At 70.6% G+C, this 24,217-nt stretch carries 26 protein-coding genes; 19 read left to right on the top strand and 7 right to left on the bottom strand.

All coding sequences use genetic code 11. The features are described from left to right. Nucleotides 1–12 precede the first annotated feature (12 nt). The 7 genes from mshB to ACFYXH_RS03780 all read left to right on the top strand — a co-directional run bounded on the left by mshB (nt 13) and on the right by ACFYXH_RS03780 (nt 7,558). Nucleotides 13–903, top strand: coding sequence for an N-acetyl-1-D-myo-inositol-2-amino-2-deoxy-alpha-D-glucopyranoside deacetylase (gene mshB, locus ACFYXH_RS03750; protein ID WP_389560293.1), 891 nt, complete (start codon nt 13–15; stop codon nt 901–903). Continuing rightward, a complete protein-coding gene (locus ACFYXH_RS03755; protein ID WP_389560295.1) occupies nt 900–1,322 on the top strand; it encodes a DUF6113 family protein in 423 nt (140 codons plus the stop codon). Before mshB ends, ACFYXH_RS03755 begins: the two co-directional genes overlap by 4 nt. A gap of 312 nt (nt 1,323–1,634) precedes the next feature. Then, nucleotides 1,635–3,902: a hypothetical protein gene (locus tag ACFYXH_RS03760; RefSeq protein ID WP_389560297.1), complete on the top strand. Its 2,268-nt coding sequence runs from the start codon at nt 1,635–1,637 to the stop codon at nt 3,900–3,902. Between the two features lie 245 nt (nt 3,903–4,147). Next, the gene (locus ACFYXH_RS03765) at nt 4,148–5,068 is read left to right on the top strand and encodes an ABC transporter ATP-binding protein (RefSeq protein ID WP_389560298.1); all 921 of its coding nucleotides are present in this window, start codon (nt 4,148–4,150) and stop codon (nt 5,066–5,068) included. After that, on the top strand, nt 5,065–5,805 hold the full coding sequence (locus tag ACFYXH_RS03770) for an ABC transporter permease (protein ID WP_389560299.1): 741 nt from the start codon (nt 5,065–5,067) through the stop codon (nt 5,803–5,805). The genes ACFYXH_RS03765 and ACFYXH_RS03770 overlap by 4 nt, the downstream gene beginning before the upstream one ends. Continuing rightward, nucleotides 5,802–6,956, top strand: a complete 1,155-nt coding sequence (locus tag ACFYXH_RS03775) for a sensor histidine kinase (protein WP_389560300.1) — start codon at nt 5,802–5,804, stop codon at nt 6,954–6,956. The genes ACFYXH_RS03770 and ACFYXH_RS03775 overlap by 4 nt, the downstream gene beginning before the upstream one ends. Further along, complete coding sequence (locus ACFYXH_RS03780; RefSeq protein WP_389560301.1) at nt 6,953–7,558, top strand: response regulator transcription factor; 606 nt, start codon at nt 6,953–6,955, stop codon at nt 7,556–7,558. Before ACFYXH_RS03775 ends, ACFYXH_RS03780 begins: the two co-directional genes overlap by 4 nt. Nucleotides 7,559–7,612: 54 nt before the next feature. On the opposite strand, the gene ACFYXH_RS03785 is transcribed toward ACFYXH_RS03780, so the two are convergent. Continuing rightward, nucleotides 7,613–8,467 (bottom strand): transglutaminase-like domain-containing protein, encoded by an 855-nt coding sequence (locus ACFYXH_RS03785; RefSeq protein ID WP_389560303.1) that lies wholly within the window; start codon nt 8,465–8,467, stop codon nt 7,613–7,615. 17 nt (nt 8,468–8,484) lie between these two features. Next, nucleotides 8,485–9,480: a GNAT family N-acetyltransferase gene (locus ACFYXH_RS03790; protein ID WP_389560305.1), complete on the bottom strand. Its 996-nt coding sequence runs from the start codon at nt 9,478–9,480 to the stop codon at nt 8,485–8,487. A 114-nt stretch (nt 9,481–9,594) separates the two neighbouring features. Here ACFYXH_RS03790 and fdxA point away from each other — a divergent pair, with 114 nt between their 5' ends. Then, the gene (gene fdxA, locus ACFYXH_RS03795) at nt 9,595–9,915 is read left to right on the top strand and encodes a ferredoxin (protein WP_018089397.1); all 321 of its coding nucleotides are present in this window, start codon (nt 9,595–9,597) and stop codon (nt 9,913–9,915) included. Between the two features lie 115 nt (nt 9,916–10,030). Continuing rightward, nucleotides 10,031–11,137, top strand: coding sequence for a bifunctional succinyldiaminopimelate transaminase/glutamate-prephenate aminotransferase (locus ACFYXH_RS03800; protein WP_385305110.1), 1,107 nt, complete (start codon nt 10,031–10,033; stop codon nt 11,135–11,137). Between the two features lie 101 nt (nt 11,138–11,238). Here ACFYXH_RS03800 and ACFYXH_RS03805 read toward each other — a convergent pair whose 3' ends face one another. Together ACFYXH_RS03805 and ACFYXH_RS03810 are read right to left on the bottom strand one after the other, a co-directional pair. Further along, on the bottom strand, nt 11,239–11,685 hold the full coding sequence (locus ACFYXH_RS03805; protein WP_389560307.1) for an ATP-binding protein: 447 nt from the start codon (nt 11,683–11,685) through the stop codon (nt 11,239–11,241). Between the two features lie 321 nt (nt 11,686–12,006). Then, nucleotides 12,007–12,975, bottom strand: coding sequence for a hypothetical protein (locus ACFYXH_RS03810; protein WP_389560309.1), 969 nt, complete (start codon nt 12,973–12,975; stop codon nt 12,007–12,009). 39 nt (nt 12,976–13,014) lie between these two features. Between ACFYXH_RS03810 and dapE the strand changes: the two genes are divergently transcribed. Further along, the gene (dapE, locus tag ACFYXH_RS03815) at nt 13,015–14,094 is read left to right on the top strand and encodes a succinyl-diaminopimelate desuccinylase (protein ID WP_389560310.1); all 1,080 of its coding nucleotides are present in this window, start codon (nt 13,015–13,017) and stop codon (nt 14,092–14,094) included. A 79-nt stretch (nt 14,095–14,173) separates the two neighbouring features. Further along, nucleotides 14,174–14,941, top strand: coding sequence for a TIGR00730 family Rossman fold protein (locus tag ACFYXH_RS03820; RefSeq protein ID WP_327325891.1), 768 nt, complete (start codon nt 14,174–14,176; stop codon nt 14,939–14,941). A gap of 121 nt (nt 14,942–15,062) precedes the next feature. Here the strand turns inward: ACFYXH_RS03820 and folP are convergent, their stop codons facing one another. Beyond that, nucleotides 15,063–15,923, bottom strand: a complete 861-nt coding sequence (gene folP / locus ACFYXH_RS03825) for a dihydropteroate synthase (protein WP_389560312.1) — start codon at nt 15,921–15,923, stop codon at nt 15,063–15,065. A 100-nt stretch (nt 15,924–16,023) separates the two neighbouring features. On the opposite strand from folP, the gene ACFYXH_RS03830 reads away from it, so the two are divergent. Together ACFYXH_RS03830 and ACFYXH_RS03835 are read left to right on the top strand one after the other, a co-directional pair. Further along, nucleotides 16,024–16,377 (top strand): DivIVA domain-containing protein, encoded by a 354-nt coding sequence (locus ACFYXH_RS03830; RefSeq protein WP_389560314.1) that lies wholly within the window; start codon nt 16,024–16,026, stop codon nt 16,375–16,377. After that, nucleotides 16,374–16,988, top strand: a complete 615-nt coding sequence (locus ACFYXH_RS03835; RefSeq protein ID WP_389560316.1) for a DNA-3-methyladenine glycosylase I — start codon at nt 16,374–16,376, stop codon at nt 16,986–16,988. Before ACFYXH_RS03830 ends, ACFYXH_RS03835 begins: the two co-directional genes overlap by 4 nt. On the opposite strand, the gene ACFYXH_RS03840 is transcribed toward ACFYXH_RS03835, so the two are convergent. Beyond that, on the bottom strand, nt 16,985–17,785 hold the full coding sequence (locus ACFYXH_RS03840) for an enoyl-CoA hydratase/isomerase family protein (protein ID WP_389560318.1): 801 nt from the start codon (nt 17,783–17,785) through the stop codon (nt 16,985–16,987). The genes ACFYXH_RS03835 and ACFYXH_RS03840 overlap by 4 nt on opposite strands. Before the next feature lie 300 nt (nt 17,786–18,085). On the opposite strand from ACFYXH_RS03840, the gene ACFYXH_RS03845 reads away from it, so the two are divergent. Next, complete coding sequence (locus ACFYXH_RS03845) at nt 18,086–18,253, top strand: DUF3117 domain-containing protein (RefSeq protein ID WP_003966491.1); 168 nt, start codon at nt 18,086–18,088, stop codon at nt 18,251–18,253. A gap of 107 nt (nt 18,254–18,360) precedes the next feature. Here ACFYXH_RS03845 and ACFYXH_RS03850 read toward each other — a convergent pair whose 3' ends face one another. Continuing rightward, nucleotides 18,361–19,047, bottom strand: coding sequence for an O-methyltransferase (locus ACFYXH_RS03850; RefSeq protein WP_362686687.1), 687 nt, complete (start codon nt 19,045–19,047; stop codon nt 18,361–18,363). 121 nt (nt 19,048–19,168) lie between these two features. On the opposite strand from ACFYXH_RS03850, the gene sigE reads away from it, so the two are divergent. The 5 genes from sigE (at nt 19,169) to ACFYXH_RS03875 (ending at nt 24,136) form a co-directional block, all read left to right on the top strand. Then, complete coding sequence (gene sigE, locus ACFYXH_RS03855) at nt 19,169–19,936, top strand: RNA polymerase sigma factor SigE (RefSeq protein WP_385305124.1); 768 nt, start codon at nt 19,169–19,171, stop codon at nt 19,934–19,936. Then, on the top strand, nt 19,933–20,910 hold the full coding sequence (locus tag ACFYXH_RS03860) for an anti-sigma factor family protein (RefSeq protein ID WP_389560321.1): 978 nt from the start codon (nt 19,933–19,935) through the stop codon (nt 20,908–20,910). Before sigE ends, ACFYXH_RS03860 begins: the two co-directional genes overlap by 4 nt. Before the next feature lie 94 nt (nt 20,911–21,004). After that, nucleotides 21,005–22,741, top strand: coding sequence for a trypsin-like peptidase domain-containing protein (locus ACFYXH_RS03865; RefSeq protein WP_389560323.1), 1,737 nt, complete (start codon nt 21,005–21,007; stop codon nt 22,739–22,741). Nucleotides 22,742–22,880: 139 nt separating this feature from the next. Beyond that, entirely contained in the window at nt 22,881–23,327 is a 447-nt protein-coding gene (locus tag ACFYXH_RS03870) for a sec-independent translocase (RefSeq protein WP_389560325.1), read from the top strand. A gap of 119 nt (nt 23,328–23,446) precedes the next feature. Further along, complete coding sequence (locus tag ACFYXH_RS03875) at nt 23,447–24,136, top strand: hypothetical protein (RefSeq protein WP_389560327.1); 690 nt, start codon at nt 23,447–23,449, stop codon at nt 24,134–24,136. Nucleotides 24,137–24,217: the final 81 nt, after the last annotated feature.

Consider the following 24,217-nt stretch of genomic DNA (forward strand, 5'->3'; position numbering starts at 1 on the left):
AGGCTGTGCCGTATGAAGGATCTTCCCGACCGTCGTCTGCTCCTGGTGCACGCGCACCCGGACGACGAGTCGATCAACAACGGCGCGACGATGGCCCTGTACGCGGCCGCCGGCGCCCAGGTCACCCTGGTGACCTGCACCCTTGGCGAGGAGGGCGAGGTCATCCCGCCGGACCTCGCCCATCTCGCGCCCGACCGGGAGGACCGGCTGGGAGCTCATCGCGTCGGCGAACTGGCCGCCGCGATGAAGGAGCTGGGCGTCACCGACCACCGCTTCCTGGGTGGTCCCGGCCGGTTCCGGGACTCCGGGATGATGGGTTTGGAGCAGAACCACCGCGAGGGCGCGTTCTGGAACACCGACCCGGACGACGCGGCCCATTACCTCGTCGGGGTGATCCGTTCCGTGCGTCCGCAGGTGCTGGTGACGTACGACCCGAATGGCGGGTACGGACATCCCGACCACATCCAGGCGCACCGGGTCGCGATGCGCGCTGCCGAGCTGGCCGCCGATCCCGCCTTCCGGCACGACCTCGGCGAGGCGCACACGATCGCCAAGATCTACTGGAACCGGGTGCCGCGCTCGGTGGCCGAGGAGGGCTTCGCCCGGCTCCGCGCTGCCGGCGGGGCGGACTTCCCGGGCATTGCGGCTCTCGACGACATTCCAGGCGTCGTGGACGACTCCGAGATCACCACCGCAATCGACGCCACGGCGTACGCGGAAAAGAAGGCGGCAGCGATGCGGGCCCATGCCACCCAAATCGCCGTGGACGGCCCCTTCTTCGCACTCTCCAACGATCTGGGACAGCCGATCTTCGCGACCGAGTACTACCAGTTGGTACAGGGCGAGTCCGGCGCACCGCCCGGCGCGCGCGAACACGATCTCTTCGCGGGGGTGCAGGTATGAGTGGATCCGCAGGCGGACAGGGCGTACCGGGGGCCTGGCTCGCCCAGTCGCCGAAGCCCGGCCGGATCGCCGCCTACCTCGGACTCGCCGCGCTCGGGGCGCTGGTCGGCGTCGCCGGTTCACTGGTCCAAGGGGCCTGGTTCCCCGGCGGGTTGGTGCTGGCTCTGCTCGCCACGACGGGTCTGTTCTACGGCTCGCTGCGGGCCACCGGGACGCAGCTCGGCGTGCTGGCGCCGGCTGTGGGCTGGCTGCTCGCCATCGTGCTGCTCAGCATCGGACGCCCGGAGGGCGACGGGGTGTTCTCCGCGGGAGTCGGACCGCTCGTCTTCATGCTGGGCGGAATGGCGCTGGCTGTGATGTGTGCCACGATGTCGCGGCCCGCGCGACCGGGTGGCGGGTCCGGCCGACTCGGCAAGTGAGGGCCGACGGAGCAACTCTTCCCGGGTTGTCTGCCTTTCCGGGGTGTACGAGGTCAATGTGCGGGACACCGCGCTCACCTCGGGTGGGACCCCCGGCACGCGCCCTGTGCGGCGGGCCCCTATGGTGGGTCGCCCCAAGGGGTGGGAAGCCACTGAACTGACCATGCCCGTACGGTCGGCGGAAATGTCGCTTTCCACAGTCCCGGGGTGTCTGTCGGCAGCGGCCAGTATGGTGGTGCGCGCCGCCGAGCCGCCCGCAGCAGTTGCTATCCAGTAAGAAACGGGCGGCGAAGCCAACCGGGAGAACCTGCTTTGAGTCGTGAAACTGACAGTTCGTCCTCCGGCCCCCAGGGGCGCGGTGGAGCCGCGTACCCCTCGGGGACACCGCCGTACGGATCCCGCCAGTATCCGTCGCTGCATCCTCCGCAGGACGCTCCGGACGATGCCGCGGATGTGGCTCCCGAGCCGCAGCCGGACGAGCCCAAGACCGAGACCACGCTGACCACGCGTATCCGGATCAACATCCCGGGTTCGCGGCCGATCCCGCCGGTCGTCATGCGTACGCCGATGAGCGACGTGGACGCCGCCTCGGCCAGACAGGACAGCGAGCGCACGGGCAGCACGCGGCGGCCCGACGTGGCCGAGGAGCCTGCCGCGCCTGCGGCGGAGCCGCCGGCCGAGGAGAAGGTGCCGGCCAGCGACTGGTTCGCGCCCCGCAAGTCGAGTCCGGCTTCCGGCGCGAACGGGACAGGCACGAATGGGGCAGGTCTGGCGGCATCGGCCGGGCAGCCGTCCGCTCCCGCCTCGCCCGCGGGCCCGGGCGCCGGCGCGAACGGCGGCGGTCCTGGTGCCGGTCTCCCGTACTTCTCGGACGGCCAGCAGGGCGGTCCCGGTCAGAGCCGTCCCGGTGTGAACATTCCCGGTCAGGGCGGACCGGCGAGCGGAGGGCCCGGCAGCGGCGGGCCCGGAGCGCCGCGCAATGGCGGCTCGCTCAGCGATCTGGCCGCGAACGCCGACCGCCCGGCCTCCGACGCGAACGGCTTCGCTCCCGGGAGCAGCGCGCCTCCGCTGGGCGTGCGTTCGCCCGGCGCATCCCTCGGACCCACCGGGCCGACGACAGGACCGGTCACCGGCGGCATGCCGCTCGGCCGGCGCCCCGGCGGTCCGGGAGCAGGCGGTCCCGGTTCCGGCGGCCGGCCCGGCCCGGGAGCCGATATTCCCGGCGTACCGGGCCCTGGGAGTCCGGGCGGTCCCGGTTCCGGCGGTCCCGGTCCCGGTGGCGTGCCCCGGATGTCCGACGACACCGCCGTGCTCACTCCCCAGCAGCCCGCCCCCGAGTTCAGCGGCGGCCATGTCTCCGGTGACACGCTGACCAGTGGCATCCCCGTGGTCCCCGGCGATCACCGCTCGCCGTTCCCGCCGCTCGGCAGCCCGCTCTCCGGCCCCGGCACCGGCCCGAACCCGCTGGCGCCCCACAGCGCCGGCCAGCAGGGCTTCGACGAGGGGGACTTCTCCGCACCGGAGTTCCCGGGCGGTCCCGGCGGTGGACCCGGCGGCCCCGCCGGTCCTGTCGTGCCCGCGCCCGCCGCCGCCAGGCCCGCTCCCAGCCCCAGCCCCAGGCCCGCGCCCGCCAAGAAGGGCCGCTCCAAACTGGTGCTCGCCGGAGCCGGCGTGGTCGGGCTGCTCGGTATCGCCTACGGCGCCGGCCTGCTGCTCAACCACTCCGACGTACCCAAGAGCACCACGGTGCTCGGCGTCGACATCGGCGGCGGCACCAAGGAAGAGGCGGTCAGCAAGCTCGACGCCGCCCTCGGCAAGCGCGCCGCCGGCTCGCTCCAGCTCACAGTGGGCGGCAAGAAGGAGCAGCTCGCCCCGGACAAGGCCGGACTCTCCCTGGACAGCCAGGCCACCGTTCGCGCCGCCGCAGGCAGCGACTACAACCCGGTCTCGGTGATCGGATCCCTCCTCGGCGGCGAGCGCGTCGCCGAACCGGTGATCCTGGTCGACGAGGAGAAGCTGGGCGTCGCGCTCACCGACCTGGCGGGCGTCTCCGGCTCGGCCACCGAGGGCACGATCAAGTTCGAGCCGGGCAAGGCCGTCCCCGTACCCGGCAAGGCGGGCCAGACGCTGGACGTCGGCCGCTCGATGATCTCGGTCAAGGACGCCTACCGCGCGCAGGTCGAGACCGGCAAGCCGAACGTCGTCCCGCTCCCCGTCGCCACCCGCGAGCCGACCATCACGAAGACCGAGCTCGACCGGGCGATGAAGGACTTCGCCGAGCCCGCGATGTCCGACCTGATCACCATCAAGGCTGGCGGCAAGCAGATCCAGTTCGGACCGGCGAAGTCGCTGCCCAAGATCCTTTCCATGAAGGCGATCGACGGCAGGCTCGTCGAGGTCTACGACAAGAAGGCGATCGAAGACCTCCTGGACGGTGTCTTCGACGGCGTCATGATCACCAAGGGCGACGGCAAGAAGCACCAGCTCTCCGCGGACGACGTCGCCCAGGCCATGGGCACGGCGCTGCGCGGCAAGTCGCCGGCCGAGCGTGTCAGCGAGATAGCGCTCGACCCGAGCTAGTACGGTCCTCGATCGCCGGACGGCTCAGTCCGAGCCCGTCCGGCGATCGAGGGCGACCCGGGCGGCCGGGCGAACCGGACCGGCGAACCGGGCGGCCATCGCGGCCCGCGGCCCCCGCGAACCGACTCGGTCACCGCACCAGCGCTCAACCGCCGTTGTCACGGCCGCGCGCATGACATCTGTCATCCCCGAGTCACGACCGCCGACACTGACGCCCCACCCCGTCCTGCGGCCAGTCTGAACACATGACGACGACAGCCGCTCCCACCTCTGTGGTGAGCTTCGAGAATGTGCACAAGAGCTACGGCGCGGTCCGTGCCGTATCCGATCTCTCGCTGACGCTCCACCCCGGCGAGACCGTCGCGCTCCTCGGCCCCAACGGCGCCGGCAAGTCCTCCACGCTCGATCTGCTGCTCGGCCTGCGCCCCGCCGACAGCGGCTCCGTAAAGCTCTTCGGCACGACCCCGCAGCAGGCGGTCGCCGCCGGCCGCGTCGGTGCGATGCTGCAGAGCGGCGGCCTGATGGAGGAGGTCAAGGTCCGCGAACTGGTGCAGCTCGCCTGTGCGCTGCACCCCAAGCCGTACCCGGTCGCCGACGTCCTCGCCCGGGCCGGGATCGGCCAGATTGCCGACCGTATGGTCAACAAGCTCTCCGGCGGCCAGGAGCAGCGCGTACGGTTCGCGCTCGCGACCGCCGGTGCCAGCGACCTCATCGTCCTCGACGAGCCGACGACCGGCATGGACGTCACGTCCCGCCAGTCCTTCTGGGCCACCATGCGCGAGCAGACACGGCAGGGCCGTACGGTCCTGTTCGCCACGCACTACCTCGAAGAGGCCGACGCGATCGCCGACCGGGTGCTCGTCCTGCACGGCGGGCGGCTGCTCGCCGACGGCACGGCCGCCGAGATCAAGGCCAAGGCGGGTGCGCGGCGGATCTCCTTCGACCTGGAGGGCCCGCTCGACGAGGCCGCGCTGCGCCGGCTGCCGTTCCTGTCCACGTTCTCCCTGTCCGGCCGTACGGTCCGCATGCAGTCGCACGACGCGGACGCGACCGTCCACGCGCTGTACGGACTCGGGGTCTACCCCCGCAATCTCGAAGTCGCAGGACTGGGCCTGGAGCAGGCCTTCGTCGCCATCACGGAGGCCGGGGAGGCCAAGGCGCTGTGAACACTCTCATCAAGCTCGAGATCACCCGCACCCTGCGGAACAAGAAGTTCATGTTCTTCTCGGTGATCTATCCGTCGGCGCTTTTCCTGATGATCGCCGGCACCCAGGACTCCACCGCCAAGGTCCCGCACACCAATCTCACGATGCCGGCCTTCTACATGGTCGCGATGGCCTCGTTCGGCGCGCTGACCGCCGTACTGATGGGCAACAGCGAACGCATCGCCAAGGAGCGCGAGAAGGGCTGGGTCCGCCAGCTGCGTCTCACCTCGTTGCCCGGCCGCGGCTATGTCCTGGCGAAGATTGCCGGCGGCGCTGTGGTCACTCTGCCGACGATCGTGATCGTCTTCGCGGTGGCGGCGCTCGCCAAGGGGGTACGCCTCGAGACCTGGCAGTGGTTCGCGCTCACCGGCGCCATCTGGGCCGGCAGCCTGGTCTTCGCCGCGCTGGGGGTCGCAATCGGCTATCTCGCCAGCGGCGACGCGGTCCGGCCCGTCACGATGATCCTGTACTTCGGGCTCTCCATCCTGGGCGGCCTGTGGATGCCGACCACCGTCTACCCGCAGTGGCTGCAGAACATCGCAGAATGGCTGCCCACGCACGCGTACGCCGCACTCGGCCAGTCCATCGAGCTCGGCAGCTCACCGCATCCCAAGGATGTCGCGATCCTCGCCGTGTACTTCCTGCTCTTCGCCGGCGGTGCGGCCTGGCTGTACCGGAAGGACACACTGAAGGCGTGAACGAGGAAACCTTCGCCGGGATCGGGCAGCCGCCGACAAGCCGTCGCCGGGCCGCCGTCAAGCTGCTGTGGATCGGCATCTGGCTGGCCTTCATGGGAGCCCCGGTCAGTGATCTCCTCGCCGACGAACACACCGCCTGGGCCACCGCACTCGGGTGGCTCGGCCTCGTGTCCTTCGTCGTCGTCTATCTGGCTCTGGTCTTCCGCCACACCTCCAAGCCGCTGGCCCCGCGCACCGTCTACACAACGCTCGCCGGCATGTTCAGCCTCTCCGTACTCCTCTCCCTGACGCTCGGCTCCGAGTGGCTGGTGCTGTTCGTGTACGTCTCCGTGTCGGCCGGAGCGGTACTGCCGCTGCAGCTGGCCCGCTGGGCGATCCCGGCGATCACGGCGGCGATGATCCTGATCGGCCTGAAGACCGACCACCCGGGGAACATCCTCCCGGCGGTCGTCATCCCGGCCCTGCTCGGCGGGTTCGCGATGACGGGGGTACGCCAGATGGTCCGTACGACCATCGAACTGCGCGAGGCGCGCGCCACGGTTGCCCAGCTCGCCGCGAACGAGGAACGGCTGCGGCTGGCCCGGGACCTGCACGATCTGCTCGGCCACTCCCTGTCGCTGATCACGTTGAAGAGCGAGCTGGCCGGCCGGATGCTGCCGGACCAGCCGGAGCGCGCGGCGCAGCAGGTCGCCGACATCGAGAAGGTCAGCCGGCAGGCGCTCGTCGACGTACGGGAAGCGGTCACCGGCTACCGGCGGCCCACGCTCCCGGGCGAGCTGGCCGGGGCGCGTACGGCGCTCGCGGCGGCCGGAATCATCGCGGACGTGCCCGCCGACGTCCCGCCCGAGTCACCGGAACTCCCCGAGAAGCAGGAGGCGGCGCTCGCCTGGTCGCTGCGGGAGGCGGTGACCAATGTCGTACGCCACAGTGGTGCGCGCCGCTGCGTGATCACGCTGACGCCGCGCCAGACGCTGGACGGCCCGGTCCTCGAACTCACGGTGGAGGACGACGGCCGCGGCGGCAGCCCCTCGTACGGAAACGGCCTGACGGGTCTGAGCGAACGTGTCACCGAGGTCGGCGGCACCGTGGACACAGGCACCCAACGCGGCTTCACGCTCACCGTGCGGGTCCCTCTAGGATCCGCCTCATGATCCGACTCCTCCTGGCCGAAGACCAGTCGATGGTCCGAGAGGCCCTGGCGGCACTGCTCGGCCTGGACCCGGACTTCGAGGTGGTCGCCCAAGTGGCGCGCGGCGACGAGGTATTGCCTGCCGCCCGCGCCCACGACGTGGACGTCGCTCTCCTCGACATCGAGATGCCGGGCATGACGGGCATCGAGGCGGCGCGCCAACTCCACCGGGAGTTCCCCGCGCTGAAGATCGTCATCCTCACGACCTTCGGCCGCCCCGGCTATCTGCGTACGGCGATGGAGTCGGGCGCGGACGCCTTCCTGGTCAAGGACGCACCGGCGGCCCAACTGGCCGACGCGGTACGGAAGGTGCTCGCCGGCGAACGGGTCATCGATCCGACGCTGGCGGCCGCGGCCCTGGCGGAGGGCGCGAACCCGCTGACGGACCGCGAACGGGAGGTCCTGCGGGCGGCATCGGACGGCGCGACGAACGCGGAACTGGCGGCGCTGCTGCATCTGTCGCAGGGGACGGTGCGGAACTACCTCTCGACGGCAATCCAGAAGCTGGCGGTGCGGAACCGGGCGGAGGCGGTGCGGACAGCGCGGGAGAAGGGCTGGCTCTGAAGGTCGCCGTCCGGGCCGATCGTGCGGACGACTGGCCCTCAGGACGTCCGGGACTCAGTTCAGCATCGCCCGCGCCACCCGCGCCTTCCGTCTGATCGCCTCCGCCGTCGCCGGATCGACCGCCGCCACCACCTCCGCGTACGCGTCCATCTCCGCCGCCCCCGTCACGAACTCACCCCGCTCCACGAGCAGTTGGGCCCGTTCGTAGCGCAGCCTCGCCGGATGTGAAGGGAGCAGCAGCGACAGTTCCACCGCCCAGAGTGCGACGTCCGAGCGTTCCGGGCGGACCGCAGCCCAGGCGCGGATGTTGTTCAGGATGCGCACGACCACGTCGACCGGGTCCGCGGGCATCAGCATCGACGGGTCCAGGGGCGCTCCCGTCGCGCCCGCCACCAGTAGTTCCGCGTCCGGCCCCGTCAGCACGCGGCCGCCCGCGAAGGGGTCCGCGAGGACCTGCTCGTGCGGGTCGCCGAAGCCCACCACGAAGTGGCCCGGCAGCGCGACCCCGTACACTGGCGCGCCCGCCCGGCGGGCGACCTCGATCCAGACCACCGAGAGGAGGATCGGCAGGCCCCTGCGGCGGCGCAGTACCTCATGCAGCAGCGAGGACTCCAGGCGCTGGAAGTCGGCAGGCGAGCCGCCGAAGTCACAGCGGCCGCCCAGGAGCTCCGCCAGCGCCGCAGCCCACGCGCGGGGGCCGACCAGGCCGAAGGGGAGCATGCCGGCGAGCCGGTCCAGTTCGATCTGAGCAGCGTCCAGAGCGGCCTCGTCCACCAATGGGTCCGCCTCCGCGCCGACGAGCAGGCACATCAGCGCGAGGTCCGCCCGCTCCGAGCGGGCCTCCTCGGCGAACTGCTGACGCCAGTCGGACGGCCGGCCGGCGGGCCTGTCGGCGGATTTGTCGTGCATACGCGACTCGTACCCGTCTATGCGGATCGGAAGTGGTGGTAGCGGTGATGGGTCGCGAATCCCATCGTTTCGTACAGCGCGCGCGCCCCGTCATTGTCCGTCTCCACCTGCAGCCACGCCGCCGACGCGCCCTCCTCCAGCGCACGCCGCGCCAGCGCGGTCATCACCGTGGTCGCCAGGCCCTGGCGCCGGTATGCCGGGTCCACCTCCACCGCCATGAAGCCCGCCCAGCGGCCGTCGATCACACACCTGCCGATCGCCGCCGGAACCGTCCCTTCACCGGCCACCGTGGCGAACCACACCGACGGGCCGCTGCCCAGCACCCTCAGCACATGTGGTCCGGGCACACCGAAGCGGTGATAGCGCTGCAGCCACGCCTCGTCGAAGGAGCGCGCCAGCCGGACCCGCGCCACATCCGCGTCCAGGTCACCGATCGGGGCGAGGGCCCCGATCCGTACCTCCGCCGAGACCTCGCGCCGCCAGCCGCGCGCCTCCAGCTCCGCGCAGAGCTCTTCCTGAGTGCCCGCCGCCCCGGTCGCAGCCTGTACATACGCGGGCAGATCCCGCTCCTCGTACCACGCACGCACCCGCGCCAGCGCCTCGTCGAGCGGCAGCCCGGGGTCACCGAGCGCCAGTACAGAGTTCGCGCGCCGGGTGAATCCGGCGGACGCCCGCAGTTCCCACTCGCCGAGCCGCTCGCTCTCCACCGGCTGCCAGGCGCGCGCCATGACCCGGGCGAGCTCCTCGAAGTCCGCCGCGGGACCGCGGCGGCGGGCCGGCGCGGCGGGCACCACCTTGCCCGCGACCAGTGACGATTCCGGGATACGGACAGTCTCTCCGGTTCGTCGTGTGATCAGCAGCACACCGTTGTCCCATGATGTGAGAACGCCGACCGTGTCGGTGAACTTCTCGGCCCCGGCCCCGGGGTCGATCAGGCACCTCACGGACACTCGTTTACCCACGTCAAAGGGTGTAATACGGACCTTGAGCCGTCCGCCGCCAGTGAATTCCACAGGTCTGCGAGCCCCTCCTGTTCGGATCGTGCCCAGGAACGGAGATACTAGGGGCGGGCATCGACGACGCCGCGCTCCCGCGCAATGCCAGCCCTACCGAGGAGGAACGACAGCGTGACCTACGTCATCGCGCAGCCTTGTGTCGACGTCAAGGACAAGGCGTGCATCGAGGAGTGCCCCGTCGACTGCATCTACGAGGGCTCCAGGTCCTTGTACATCCACCCGGACGAATGCGTCGACTGTGGGGCTTGTGAGCCGGTCTGCCCGGTCGAGGCGATCTTCTACGAGGACGACACCCCGGAGGAGTGGAAGGACTACTACAAGGCGAACGTCGAGTTCTTCGACGAGCTCGGTTCGCCCGGCGGTGCCTCCAAGCTCGGCCTGATCGAGCGCGACCACCCCTTTATCGCAGCGCTGCCGCCGCAGAACCAGTAGTCCGCGGCCCGCTGGTGCGTCGCCCCCGGTCCCGTACGGTTCGTCGTCCGTACGGGACCGAGGTGTTTGACGCCCTCTGCACGAGCCACGCACGAGTACGAGAAAGAGAAGTCCTGTGTCCGCAGCCTCTTCGCGAGTCTCTTCGCGCCTTCCCGTCTTCCCGTGGGACAAGCTCGAGCCGTACAAGGCGACGGCCGCGGCCCACCCCGACGGCATTGTGGACCTCTCCGTCGGCACGCCCGTCGACCCCGTCCCCGAGCTGATCCAGAAGGCGCTCGTCGAGGCCTCCGACTCGCCCGGCTATCCGACGGTGTGGGGGACGGCCGGGCTGCGTGACGCGCTCACCGGATGGGTCGAGCGGCGGCTCGGCGCCGTCGATGTCGCACATACGAACGTCCTGCCCGTCGTCGGCTCCAAGGAGCTGGTGGCCTGGCTGCCGACCCAGCTCGGTCTCGGCCCCGGCGACAAGGTCGCCCACCCGCGGCTCGCCTACCCGACGTACGAGGTCGGCGCCCGGCTGGCGCGTGCGGAGGCCGTGGTCTACGACGACCCGACCCAGCTCGACCCCACCGGCCTGAAGCTGCTCTGGCTCAACTCGCCGTCCAACCCCACCGGCCGGGTGCTGGCCAAGGACGAGCTGATCCGTATCGTCGCGTGGGCGCGTGAGCACGGCGTGCTGGTCTTCAGCGACGAGTGCTACCTGGAGCTGGGCTGGGAGGCGGAGCCGGTCTCGGTCCTGCACCCGGACGTCTGCGGCGGTACGTACGAGGGCGTCGTCGCCGTCCACTCGCTCTCCAAGCGCTCCAACCTGGCCGGGTACCGCGCCGCCTTCATCGCGGGCGACGAGAGCGTGCTCGGTGAGCTGCTCCAGATCCGTAAGCACGGCGGGATGATGACCCCGGCGCCGGTGCAGGCCGCCACGGTCGCGGCACTCGGCGACGACACGCATGTCTCGGAGCAGCGGGCGCGGTACGCGGCCCGGCGCGCCGCGCTGCGTACGGCCCTGGAGGCGCACGGCTTCCGGATCGAGCACAGCGAGGCCAGCCTCTATCTGTGGGCGACGCGCGACGAGCCGTGCTGGGAGACAGTGGCGCACCTGGCGGAGCTGGGGATCCTGGTCGCGCCCGGCGATTTCTACGGAACGGCGGGCGAGCGCTTCGTACGCGTGGCGTTCACCGCGACGGATGAGCGGGTCGAGGCCGCGGTCAAGCGCCTCGGCTGAACACCTCTCGGCCGAAGACTTCGCGGCTGAGGATGCCTCGGCCGGACATGGGGAAGGGCCCCGGGAGTCGTACTCCCGGGGCCCTTCCCGTGCGCTGATCGTCAGCCGAGCGGCAGGGACTCCACCGGCAGCTGCTCGGTGGGCAGGCCGCCACCGAGCGAGTCGGTCTGCAGGCTGCTGCCACCGAGCCGTCCGGTCGCGGTGCCGGCGGCCTTGCCGACGGCGTCACCCGCGCTGCCCGCGGCGTCACCGGCCGCCTTCTGGGCGACGGGGGCCGCCGCCTTGCCCGCCTTGTCGACAGCCTTGCCGGCGGCCGGGACGGTCTGCTCGACCGCGTCGCCACCGGTGTTGCCCGCCAGGTCGGAGGTCTTCTGCGCGGCACCGTCGACAGTGCTGCTGACGCCGTCCGCGTCGAACGCGGTCAGGCCCACGGGGGCCTGCGGAAGGTCCGCGGCGCTTGCGGAGCCGACCGCACCGACCACGGGGGCTGCACCCGCCGCGATGAGCAGCGCGACACGGGCGATCCGACGGGTCAGGGGGAGGGACATGATGCTCCTTGAGGCGAGAAGTACGTCTGGAATGGTGCCTGTCCGGTGCTGGTCCAGCAGTGCCGTTCCGGCTTTCGGACGCAGTGACAACTGCTTGGAGGGCGGGAGAAGTTGCGGTGGACCAAGGCAAAGAGTTGGCAATGTGTCGCATTATCGGCTTCGGGTAAAGGTGGGCAAACATTCCATTGCGCAATTGTCTGCCGAACCGTCACTTCCCTTTTGCCGCAAGGGGTTTGAGGGGCTGATCGCCACTGGCGCGAACGCCGGGCCGACACCTTGTCCGGAGGTGACCGGAGTGCCTCGTTCGAGGGATGGCGCGGACTACTGCGCGAGGCGAATTCGGACTTCGCCGGTACGGTAATCCGCGCCGGAAGCCTTGCGGGAGTCCGCCCGGGAACCCGCCGCACCCGTCTCGGCCGAGGTGGCGCCCGCCGCTCGCCAGCCCTTCCCGGACTCCTTGGCGCTCCATACCCGGCCCGCGTACGAGACCTCATCGATGCGCAGCCCGTCCGCCCGCGCCACCGCCCAGTGCGCCAGCTCCCAGCCCCGCTGCGCCGCCCCGCCGCCGTCCGTCCCGATCGTGGACTGCACCGGTACGGACACCTCGCGCGGTGCCGGGGCGCCGGTCCGGCCCGAGGTACCGGCCTTCGGCAGCACCTCGGGACCGAATGCGCGCACCAGCTCGGCCCGCACCTTCGACGCGTCGCCCGCCTCGTTGCCCTTGCCCGACTCGCAGGTCAGGGCCCGGGTCGCGCGGCCGGTCAGCGCAGCCGCCAGCAGCGTGGCGTCCGGCTCGTGCTTCGCGTACGCCTGCGGGAAGCCGCTGCGCTGCACACGCTGTGCCGCGACAGTCAGCGGCAGCCGCGAGTAGCCGGGGACCTCGGCGAGGTGCTCGTAGAACTTCCCGGAGGCGTAGACGGGGTCGAGGATCTGCCCGGCCGTGCCCCACCCCTTCGACGGACGCTGCTGGAAGAGCCCGAGCGAGTCACGGTCGCCGTGTCTGATATTGCGCAGCCCCGACTCCTGGAGTGCGGTCGCGAGCGCGATGGTGACCGCGCGCTCCGGCATGCCGCGTGTGGTGCCGACCGCGGAGATCGTCGCGGCGTTCGCGGCCTGTTCGGCGCTGAGCTCGTACGTGGAGCCCGCGGCCGTACGCACCGTGCAGCGCGGAGCGCCGCCGCCGGTGACGTACTGCACAACGACATAGCCGATGAGTGCCAGCAGCACGGCGAACGCGGCCGCGATACGCAAGAGGCGGCCGCGCCGGAGGGGGGAGGCGGTCTCAGGCACGCTGCCCACCGTACTGGAGCCCGCGTTAAGGTCGGAGTCATGCCCGAAACCGTGCTTGACCTCACTCTTGATGCTCCGGCGCTCACCGCCCGCCTGGTCGACTTCCGTTCGGTCAGCGGCGAGGAGAAGCCTCTCGCCGACGCGATCGAGCAGGCGCTGCGCGGCCTGCCGCACCTCACCGTCGACCGGTACGGCAACAATGTCGTGGCCCGGACGAACCTCGGGCGCGCCGAGCGGGTCGTGCTGGCCGGGCACATCGACACGGTTCCGATCGCCGACAACGTGCCGTCCCGGCTCGACGAGAACGGCGTGCTGTGGGGCTGCGGAACGAGCGACATGAAGTCGGGCGTGGCCGTACAGCTACGGATCGCCGCGACCGTCCCCGAGCCGAATCGCGACCTCACCTTCGTCTTCTACGACAATGAAGAGGTTGCCGCACACCTCAACGGTCTGGGGCATGTGGCCGATGCCCATGCCGACTGGCTGGAGGGTGACTTCGCCGTACTGCTCGAGCCGTCCGACGCCCAGGTCGAGGGCGGCTGTCAGGGCACGCTGCGGGTCTTTCTCCGTACGGCGGGGGAGCGGGCACACTCCGCGCGCAGCTGGATGGGGTCCAACGCCATTCATGCGGCTGCGCCGATTCTGGCGAAGCTCGCCACGTACGAGCCGCGTCGGCCGGTGATCGACGGTCTTGAGTACCGGGAGGGGCTCAACGCGGTACGGATCGAGGCCGGCGTCGCCAACAACGTCATCCCCGACGAGTGCACCGTGGTGGTCAACTACCGCTACGCGCCCGACCGGAGCATGGCGGAGGCCGAGGACCATGTCCGCGAGGTCTTCGCCGACTGCGGGGTCGCGGAGTTCATCGTGGACGACCACACGGGCGGCGCGCTGCCCGGCCTCTCGCACCCGGCGGCCGCCGCCTTCATGGCAGCCGTCGGCGGGACGGCTCAGCCCAAGTTCGGCTGGACGGATGTCTCACGCTTCAGCGCGCTCGGCGTGCCCGCGGTCAACTACGGACCCGGCGACGCGCTCTTCGCCCACAAGCGGGACGAGCATGTCGCGGTGGAGAAGATCACCCACTGCGAGAACCGGCTCCGGGACTGGCTCACTGCCTGACCGCCCCGATTTCACCTTTCGTAACGTTCTCCGACCTACCCTGACTCAAAGCAACGATGTGCGGCGGAGGGAGCAGGCCATGGGCGACCCCGAGGGAACCGAGGGAACCGAAGGATTGCGGGCGCTGGGGGAGCAGCGACTGGGACCGGTGCTGCGCCGTAGAGAACAGGTGCAGCCCGGCACCACTGATCAGCGGCTGCTGGACACGGAGGGCGACTCCGAGTGGGTGCATACCGATCCCTGGCGGGTCATGCGCATCCAGTCGGAGTTCGTGGAAGGCTTCGGCGCGCTCGCCGAACTGCCCAGCGCCATCAGCGTGTTCGGCTCGGCCCGTACGGGGCCGGGTACCCCCGAGTACGACGCGGGCGTCCGGATCGGCAGGGCGCTGGTCGACGCCGGCTTCGCGGTGATCACGGGCGGCGGCCCGGGCGCGATGGAGGCGGCGAACAGGGGTGCGCGGGAGGCTCACGGCATCTCGGTGGGCCTCGGCATCGAGCTCCCCTTCGAGCAGGGGCTCAACCAGCACGTCGACATCGGCGTGAACTTCCGCTACTTCTTCGTCCGCAAGACGATGTTCGTGAAGTACGCGCAGGGCTTCGTGGTCCTGCCGGGCGGACTGGGCACGCTGGACGAGCTGTTCGAGGCGCTGACCCTCGTCCAGACCCGCAAGGTCACGCGCTTCCCGATCGTGCTGTTCGGCACGGAGTACTGGAGCGGGCTGGTGGACTGGCTGCGGAACACGGTGGTGGCGCAGGGCAAGGCGTCCGAGAGGGACCTGCTTCTCTTCCACGTGACGGACGACGTGGAGGAGGCGGTGGCGATGGTCACGAAGGAGACGGGCCACTAGGCGCGGCCGCTGCGCGGAGCTGTTCCCCGAACCGCCCCTTCCCGCTGTGTCGACCGGCGGGGCTGAATTTCAGCCCCGCCGGGGGCTGGGGGCTTGCAACCCCACCCGCGGCCAACATCCCTTACGCCAGCCCCCGCCTCGCCACCGCCGGTGCCCGGTGGCCCGCGATCGTCGACACCATGTCCAGGACCTGCTTCGTCTCCGCCACCTCATGGACGCGGTAGACCTGCGCGCCCAGCCACGCCGACACCGCCGTCGTCGCCAGCGTGCCGATCACGCGCTCCTTCACCGGCTTGTCGAGCGTCTCGCCGACGAAGTCCTTGTTCGACAGGGAGACCAGCACCGGCCAGCCCGTCTCCGTCATCTCCCCGAGCCTGCGTGTCGCTTCCAGGCTGTGCCTGGTGTTCTTCCCGAAGTCATGGCCCGGGTCGATCATGATCCCGTCCCTGCGGACGCCCAGCTCAACCGCCCGCTCCGCCAGCGAGACCGTCACCCGCAGAATGTCCGCCATCACATCGTCGTACGCGATCCGGTGCGGCCGTGTCCGCGGCTCCGCGCCGCCCGCGTGCGTGCACACCAGACCCGCTCCGTACCGCGCGGCGACCTCCGCCAGCTTCGGGTCCACCCCGCCCCACGCGTCGTTCAGCACGTCCGCGCCCGCCTCGCAGACCGCCTCACCCACGTCGTGCCGCCAGGTGTCGACGCTGATGACGACATCCGGATGCCGTCTGCGCACCTCGGCCACGAATCCGACCGTGCGCCGCGCCTCCTCCTCGGCCGTCACCTCCTCGCCGGGACCGGCCTTCACCCCGCCGATGTCGATGATGGCAGCACCCTCTGACACCGCCTGCTCGACGCGGGCGAGCGCGGGCTCGTCCCGGAACGTGGCGCCCTGGTCGTAGAAGGAGTCCGGCGTCCGGTTCACGATCGCCATGATCACCGGCTCGTGCGCGTCGAATTCGCGCCGTCCCAGCCGCAGCATCAGCGGTTTCCTCCTCAGGTCCGTCGCCTGCGACCCTAACTCTCAGACTGTCGTGGCACGATCAGCACCGGACAGTTTCCGCTTGGGGAGAGGCTCGCTCGTGTTCTTGTTCTTGCTGATCGCGATGGTCGTGGTCGTCGCTGCGGTCACCCTCGCCGTGGTCGGCGGCGGCGACAGCGCGGCCCTGCCCGAGGTGGCCCCGGAGCAGCTGGTGGACCCGCTGCCGGTCAGCCGCCCGGTCGGCCGTGCGGACGTCGAGGCGGTCCGGCTGCCGGTCTCGCCCCGCGGCTACCGGATGGCGGACGTGGACGAGGTGCTGAGCCGCCTCGGTGCGGAGCTCGCCGAGCGGGACGCCCGTATCGCCGAGCTGGAGTCGGCGTTGGCCGGCGCGCAGGCCCGTGCGGTGGGCGGCCCCGACCTGTTCACCAAGCCGGGCGAGGAGCACGACCAGTGACCGGCGAGGCCGTACCCGGGCCCGACGGGAAGCTGCGCTGCCCGTGGGGCCTGTCCACGGCCGACTACGTCACGTACCACGACGAGGAGTGGGGCCGTCCGGTCCACGGCGACGACGCACTGTTCGAACGCCTCTGCCTGGAGGCCTTCCAGTCCGGCCTGTCCTGGATCACCATCCTGCGCCGCCGCGAGGGTTTCCGTGCCGCCTTCGACGACTTCAAGATCGCATCCGTGGCGGCGTACACCGACGCCGACGAGGAGCGCCTCCTCGCCGACGCCGGGATCATCCGCAACCGCGCCAAGATCGAGGCGACGCTCGCCAACGCGCGCGTGCTCGCCGACTGGCCGGCCGGTGAGCTGGACACGCTGATCTGGTCGTACGCCCCGGATGTGGCGAAGCGACCGGCCCCGCGCACGATCGCCGACGTCCCCGCGGTCACCGACCAGTCCACAGCGCTGGCGAAGGCCCTCAAGAAGCGCGGCCTGCGCTTCATCGGACCCACCACGGCGTACGCGCTGATGCAGGCGTGCGGTCTCGTCGACGACCACCTGAGCGGCTGTGTCGTCCGCGGAGCCGGCTCCCGGGGCAAGGGGAGGGCTCGGGGCGCCTAGCGGCCGAGGTACTTCGGCTTCTCCTTGGCGATGAACGCCTGGACAGCGATCGTGTGGTCCTCCGACGCGCCCGCCCTCGCCTGGAGCTCGTCCTCCTTGCCCAGCGCCTCGCTGAGCGTGTGACCCGCGCCGTACGCCAGGGACTCCTTGAGCGCCGCGTACGCCACGGTCGGGCCCTCGGCCAGGGCACGGGCCACCGCGACGGCCTCGGCGGCCAGGTCGGCGGCGGGGACCAGCTTGTTCGCGATGCCCAGCTCGTACGCCTCCTGCGCGGAGAACGAGCGAGGGAACAGCAGCAGGTCGGCGGCGCGGCTCTGGCCGATCAGCCGGGGCAGCGTCCACGAGACCCCGGAGTCGGCGGTCAGCGCGACACCCGCGAAGGAGGTCGTGAACTTCGCGTTGTCGGCGACGACGCGGTAGTCCGCGGCGAGGGCGAAGCCGAGGCCCGCGCCCGCCGCCACGCCGTTGACCCCGGCCACGACCGGCTTAGGCATCTCGGTGAGCGCCCGCACGATGGGGTTGTAGTGCTCCCGCACGGTGTTCATGGTGCGGTCGGTGCCGTGCTCCCGGTCCTCCGCGAGCAGCGAGATGTGCTCCTTGAGGTCCTGGCCCACGCAGAAGGCGCGCCCGGACGCGGTGAGCAGTACCGCGCGTACGGCGGGATCGGCGGCGGCTGCCTGGACCGAGTCCCGGAGAGCGACCTTGGCCTCGGTGTTCATCGCGTTCATGGCCTCGGGCCGGTTGATCGTGATCGTCGCGAGTCCGTCGCTCACCTCGTACAGCACGGAGTCGGCCATGGCAGGTCCCCTTTACGGCTCAAGAGTGGTGTTCAGGCTCAGCATGGCGGAGATCGTCGGGGGCGAACATGTGACCTGCGTCAAACAATCTTCCGCTTCGGGCCCGTGGGCGGTGGCGAAGTATCGCAGGCGGATCGCCGCTTTGAGTGGTTTTGAGAGAGCGCGTTGCGCAAGCGATGCCGACCGATGTTGGTCATCGGGTCCCGCCATGCGGGATAATGACCTGGAAGCAATGTGTTCGATGCCGGTGACACCTGGGTTGTCGGCTGCGATGAGCTGGTTTCAGGAAGGGGAACGAGCATGGCGGCCATGAAGCCGCGGACGGGCGACGGCCCGCTCGAGGTGACCAAGGAGGGGCGGGGCATCGTCATGCGCGTTCCGCTCGAAGGCGGCGGTCGGCTTGTGGTCGAGCTGACTCCGGACGAAGCCGATGCCCTCGGCGACGCCCTGAAGAAGGTCGTCGGCTGACGCGGGAAGCGCACACACTTTCACTGCCCCGGCACTCATGGTGCCGGGGCAGTGCTGTGTTCGGGGGGGCTCGGTTCGCATGGCCGGGCCTGCCGGGGCGTGGCCGGTCAGCCGCGGCGGACCGCGCAGAGCAGGCCGTCGCCCACCGGCAGCAGTGAGGGCAGCAGCTCCTGGCTTTCCCGCACCGCGCGCAGCAGCTCGCGAAGTCGCACGACTTCCGCCGGCTGCGCCGCCGAGTCCACCGTGCGACCGTCCGCGAAAACGCCCTCGAAGCAGACAAGACCGCCTGGTCGCAGCAGGCGCAACGATTCAGCGAGATAGTCCAGCGACTCCATGCGGTCGCCGTCGCAGAAGACGAGGTCGTAGCCGCCGTCCGCGAGCCGCGGCAGTACGTCGAGCGCGCGGCCGGGGATGAAACGCGCCCGGTTCCCGGCAAAGCCGGCCGCGCGGAAGGCCTGCTTGGCGAACTGCTGCCGGTCCGGCTCCGGATCCACCGTCGTCAGTACGCCGTCGGGCCGCATGCCCTGCAACAGATAGATCCCGGAGACACCGGTCCCCGTACCGATTTCGGCCACCGCTTTCGCGTCAGCCGTGGCAGCAAGCAGTCGCAGCGCTGCGCCGGTGCCTGGTGACACCGAGGGGAGCCCCGACTCGCGGGCCCGGTCGCGGGCCCAGCGGAGCGTGTCGTCCTCGGCGACAAAGGCGTCGGCGAACGCCCAGCTCGTCTGCCGGTTGGCGGTAATGACCCTCTCCTGTCCCCGTAGTTGGCGCGACGCTGACTGTATCCGCTGCACCGGGAACCCGCAGATGGGACCAGGCGTTATGGGAGACAGGGGGAAGCGCATGGATCAGGGCCGGAAGCAGGACCCAAATTCGCGTAAAGATTCTTATCCGGAGCTAACGGGCGAGGTGGCTATGGTAGGGGCTCCGCTGGACACCACCAGAGCCGACAGGGGAGGTGCGGCTGCACCTGCGGATCGGAGAGGAGTGCTGAGGCGCTTTCTCAGGTCAACGGGTGAGCCGAGATCTGTGACCTACATTGCTGACCGTTCCCGCTCCACCGACTCCGCAGCTACCGCGACCTTCGCATCGGATGCGGAATCGCAGGCGTGGACGCCTCCCACCTGGGAGGAGATCGTCAGCACGCACAGCGGCCGGGTCTACCGCCTCGCCTACCGGCTGACGGGCAACCAGCACGACGCCGAGGACCTTACGCAAGAAGTCTTCGTCCGCGTCTTCCGCTCGCTGTCGACGTACACGCCCGGCACCTTTGAGGGCTGGCTGCACCGCATCACCACGAACCTCTTCCTGGACATGGTCCGCCGCAAGCAGCGCATCCGTTTCGACGCGCTCGGCGACGACGCGGCAGAGCGGCTGCCCAGTCGCGAGCCGTCTCCGCAGCAGGTCTTCAACGACACCCACTTCGACGCGGATGTGCAGCAGGCGCTGGACACCCTCGCGCCGGAGTTCCGCGCCGCCGTGGTGCTCTGTGACATCGAAGGTCTCTCGTACGAGGAGATCGCCGCGACGCTGGGCGTGAAGCTCGGCACGGTCCGCAGCCGGATCCACCGCGGCCGGTCGCATCTGCGCAAGGCCCTGCAGCACCGTTCCCCGGAGGCTCGTGCCGAGCAGCGCACGCTGGCGGGTGCGGTCGGCCTGGCAGGAGAGGGCGGACCGGCGTGAGTGGCTCGAGTCCCACCCCCGCGGAGCAGCACCTGGGGGACCGGCTGGCCGCGCTGATCGACGGCGAGCTGAAACATGATGCCCGCGACCGGGTGCTGGCCCATCTGGTGACCTGTCCCAAGTGCAAGGCCGAGGCCGACGCCCACCGTCGGCTGAAGAACGTCTTCGCGCAAACCGCTCCGCCGCCGCCCTCCGAAGGGCTGCTCGCGCGGCTCCAAGGGCTGCCCGCAGGACCCGGAGGTGACGACGACCGCTCGGGGGGACCTTTCGACGGGGGGCGGCTCGCCAATGGAGTCTTCAACGCGCTGAATCCCTCCGCGAGGCCCGGACGCGACCCCCGCACGTCCCGGACGGAGACCTTCGGCTACGTACCGGCGGGCGCGCACGCGACCGTGCTTCCCGGCTCCGGCGGCGGCTTCCGGATCCATGACGTGGGTCGTACGGACGCGGAGCGCTCACCCTGGCTCGGCCGGAGGTTCGTCTTCGCGGCGGCCAGCGCGGTGTCTTTCGCCGCGATCGCCCTCGGCGGAGCGATTCCGCTGGACGCCTCGGTGCAGGCAGGTCCCAGGGGCGAGGGCGCGGGGAACAACGTCACACCGCTGCGCGCCGTGACTCCGACCACGGGCAATACCGGAGTGAACAGCGGAATGAACAACGGCGCGGGCACCGGGGCCACCCCCAGGGGCACGGAGGCCGACCGCCGGCGCAGCGGTGGCAACGGCCTGGCCAGGTCGGACAACCGGCCGGTCATCGCCGCGGCGCCCAGCCTGCTGGCCCCGGCGGCGCCGCTGAACCACCCGTTTTCCGCCTCGATACTGACCGATACCTCGTCCTCCCTGTCCCCGCTGATACGTCCCACGGGCTCGGCGTTCCAGCTCGCCACGGCACCCGGGTCCAACCCGTCAGCCACGCCTGTCCCCACCCATCTCGCCGCACCGACCCAGCCTTCTCGGCCCCTCTCGTCCCGGCGCTGACCAGGTCCCTGCACGGTGATTCGCAAACCTGGTTGAATCCTCTGAGGGGTGCCCCAGGAGGGTGCCGCAGTGGTCGGCAGTTTGCGGGGAGAGCATGGACGACGGGAAGCCCACCGGGCCGAAGGCGAAGTGGTGGAGCCGGCCCAGTGCGGGACGTACGACTCACTCCGAGCCGGAGGCGTCGGCACCGCCGCCCGAGGAGACCGAGGTGACGACGGAACTGCCTCCGGTGCAGACCTCGGTGCAGGCCCCCGTGCCCGTGCCGCGGGACGCCGAGACGGCCGTCGACCCGGTGCCCGCAGCCCAGCCCGCAGCGGAACAGAGTCGGCCGCAGCCTCTGCACGAGCCCGATGCGTACAGCACCCCGCCCTACGGCGGGCCCGGGCCATGGGCGCCGGCCCCTCCCGTGCAGCGGCCGATGCCGACTCCGGCACAGGGCACACCCGTACCGCCGGCGTACCCCGCGCAGAACGGAACACCGGCCGGTGGGGGCACCGGCGGCGGATATGCGCCGCCGCCCCAGGCCCCGTCGCCCCAGCAGCCGCACGCCCAGCCTCAGCCGCACCCCCAGCCCCAGCCTCAGCCGCACCCCCAGCCCCAGCCCCAACCGCACCCCCAGCCCCAGGAGCGGCCGCAGCCGCTGCCCTCGCTGTGGCTGCAGTACGACCCGTGGAGCACACCCGGGCGGCCGCTGACCCACGTCGGTGAGCCCGTCAAGAACAAGGGCCGACGCGGATCGCTGCTGGTCGGGGCGGTCCTGCTCGCGCTCGTCGCCGGTGCTGTCGGCGGCGGCATAGGCGCGTACATCGAGCGCAACGGCGGCATCACCAGCGTCGAACTCCCGCAGGCCGCCAAGGGCAACGGCAACCGCGCACCCGACAGCGTTGCCGGTATCGCTGCCAGCGCCCTGCCGAGCGTCGTCACCCTCCATGTCAGCGGCGGCGGCGAACAGGGCACCGGCACCGGATTCGTACTCGACCAGCAGGGCCACATCCTCACCAACAACCATGTCGTCGACCCGGCAGGCTCCTCGGGTGAGATCTCGGTCACCTTCAGCGGCGGCGAGACCGCCAGGGCGACGCTCGTCGGCAAGGACAGTGGCTACGACCTCGCCGTCGTCAAGGTCTCCGGTGTCTCCGGCCTCAAGCCGCTGCCCCTCGGCAACTCCGACAACGTCCAGGTGGGTGACCCGGTCGTCGCCATCGGCGCGCCGTTCGATCTCCAGAACACCGTGACCTCCGGCATTATCAGCGCCAAGGAGCGCCCCATCACCGCGGGCGGCGAAAAGGGCGACGGCAGTGATGTCAGCTATGTCGACGCCCTGCAGACCGACGCCCCGATAAACCCCGGCAACTCCGGCGGCCCGCTGGTGGACACCAAGGCCCGTGTCATCGGCATCAACAGCGCGATCCGGGCCGCGGACAGCGGCACGGACACCCAAGGAGGCCAGGCCGGCTCGATCGGACTCGGCTTCGCGATCCCCATCAACCAGGGCAAGCGCGTCGCCGAAGAGCTGATCAACACCGGTAAGGCCACCCACCCGGTGATCGGCGTCAGCCTCGACATGAAGTACACCGGCGACGGCGCACGCGTCGGCGACAAGGGCAAGGACGGCTCCGCGTCGGTCAGCAAGAACGGCCCCGGCGCCAAGGCGGGCATCAAGGCGGGCGACATCATCACCAAGATCGACGGCCAGCGGGTGCACAGCGGCGAGGAGCTCATCGTCAAGATCCGCGCCCACCGCCCCGGTGACCGGCTGGAGCTGACGGTGGATCGCGCCGGCCGTGAACGGAAGATGACGCTGACACTCGGCTCCGCGGACGGCACATGACGGCCGGTCGAACGGCCGCCGGACGGCTCGGCGCAGCGCCCATCGGAAGGTACCGCGCAGACAGTTTCGGCGGGTACCGTGGATCGGGCCCGGACTCCATCCGACCTGGCGGGCCGCAGAGAACACGAGGAGCAGCAGGGTGTTCAACGACATAGGCGCACTGGAGCTGGTGGCGCTCGTGGTGCTCGCCGTGCTCATCTTCGGCCCCGACAAGCTGCCGAAGGTCATCCAGGACGCCTCGCGGTTCATCCGGAAGGTCCGCGAGTTCTCCGAAAGCGCAAAGCAGGACATTCGTAGCGAACTGGGGCCGGAGTTCAAGGACTTCGAGTTCGAGGACCTCAATCCCAAGGCGTTCATCCGCAAGCAGCTGGACGAGAACGAGGATCTGAAGGACCTCAAGGACCTGCGCAGCAGCTTCGACCTCAAGAAGGAGATCAACGAGGTCGCGGACGCGGTGCACGGCAACGAATCCGCGGCCTCGGTCCCGGCCGCCGTCAACGGCTCGCCCGGCACCCCCGACCTGCTCAAGAAGCGCGAAAACGTCGATCGGGACGAGCGACCGCCCTTCGACGCAGACGCGACCTGAGTACCGTCAATCCCTGCGAGCCGGGACAGGGTGGTTATTCTCCATCTGTCCGGACGTGAGGACGCCCGAGGGGGGCGGGTCCGCTCCGGGCCTCGGAGACAGAGGAGGCGGCCGGGTAGATGGAGACGACAAGTCGGCTAGCGGCGCAAGGAACGGTCAGCGATTCTCCTGCGCCCGGCGGGGAGAACCCGCTCACGACGCAGCGGGTGACAGCGGCTCAGCGTGTGGTCGACGGATTTCTGCGTGCGACCTTCCCCTGGTACGCGCTGGACGAGGCCTTCACCGGCCCGCGCCGGCTGATGCAGGTGGGTACCGCGGCGGACGGCACGGTCCAGCACGGCTCCATGGGCCACGGCGACGAGCCGTCGATACGGTCGGACGCGGGCGGCCCGGACAAGGAGCGCTTCGCTGTCGTCGTCACCGTGGCTGCCAGCCCGGTACGGCACACGGGCGACGGCACGGGCGTACTGGACGCCACCACGGTCTCCTCCGCGGCCTGGCTGGCCGGCTCGGGGCTCCTGGCCCACACCTGGCCCGGTCAGCTCGACCACTCGCTGCGCGACAACTGGCTGGACCAGCAGACCGAGACCGCCTTCGAGCTCGCCGACGATCTGGCGGGACCGGCCTGGTTGATGCTCTCGCTGCCCGTCGACGGTGTGCCGACGCCCTTCCACTACCGCGAGTCGGAGTTCGGCTGGGTGCTCGCCGGCTCGACCGGGGCCGGGGTGCACGTCGGCGCGTACGGGCGCGGCATGAGCGCGTACGGGCTGGGCTTCTCGGCGGTCCAGAACCTCGGCGCGTACGTCTAGAGCGTCGGGCTGGAAGGTCGGGCTGGAAGGTCGGGCTGGAAGGTCGGGCGTACGACGAAGGGGCGCTGCTCATGAGCGGCG

Source organism: Streptomyces sp. NPDC002730 (assembly GCF_042888805.1).
Classification (GTDB): Bacteria; Actinomycetota; Actinomycetes; order Streptomycetales; family Streptomycetaceae; genus Streptomyces.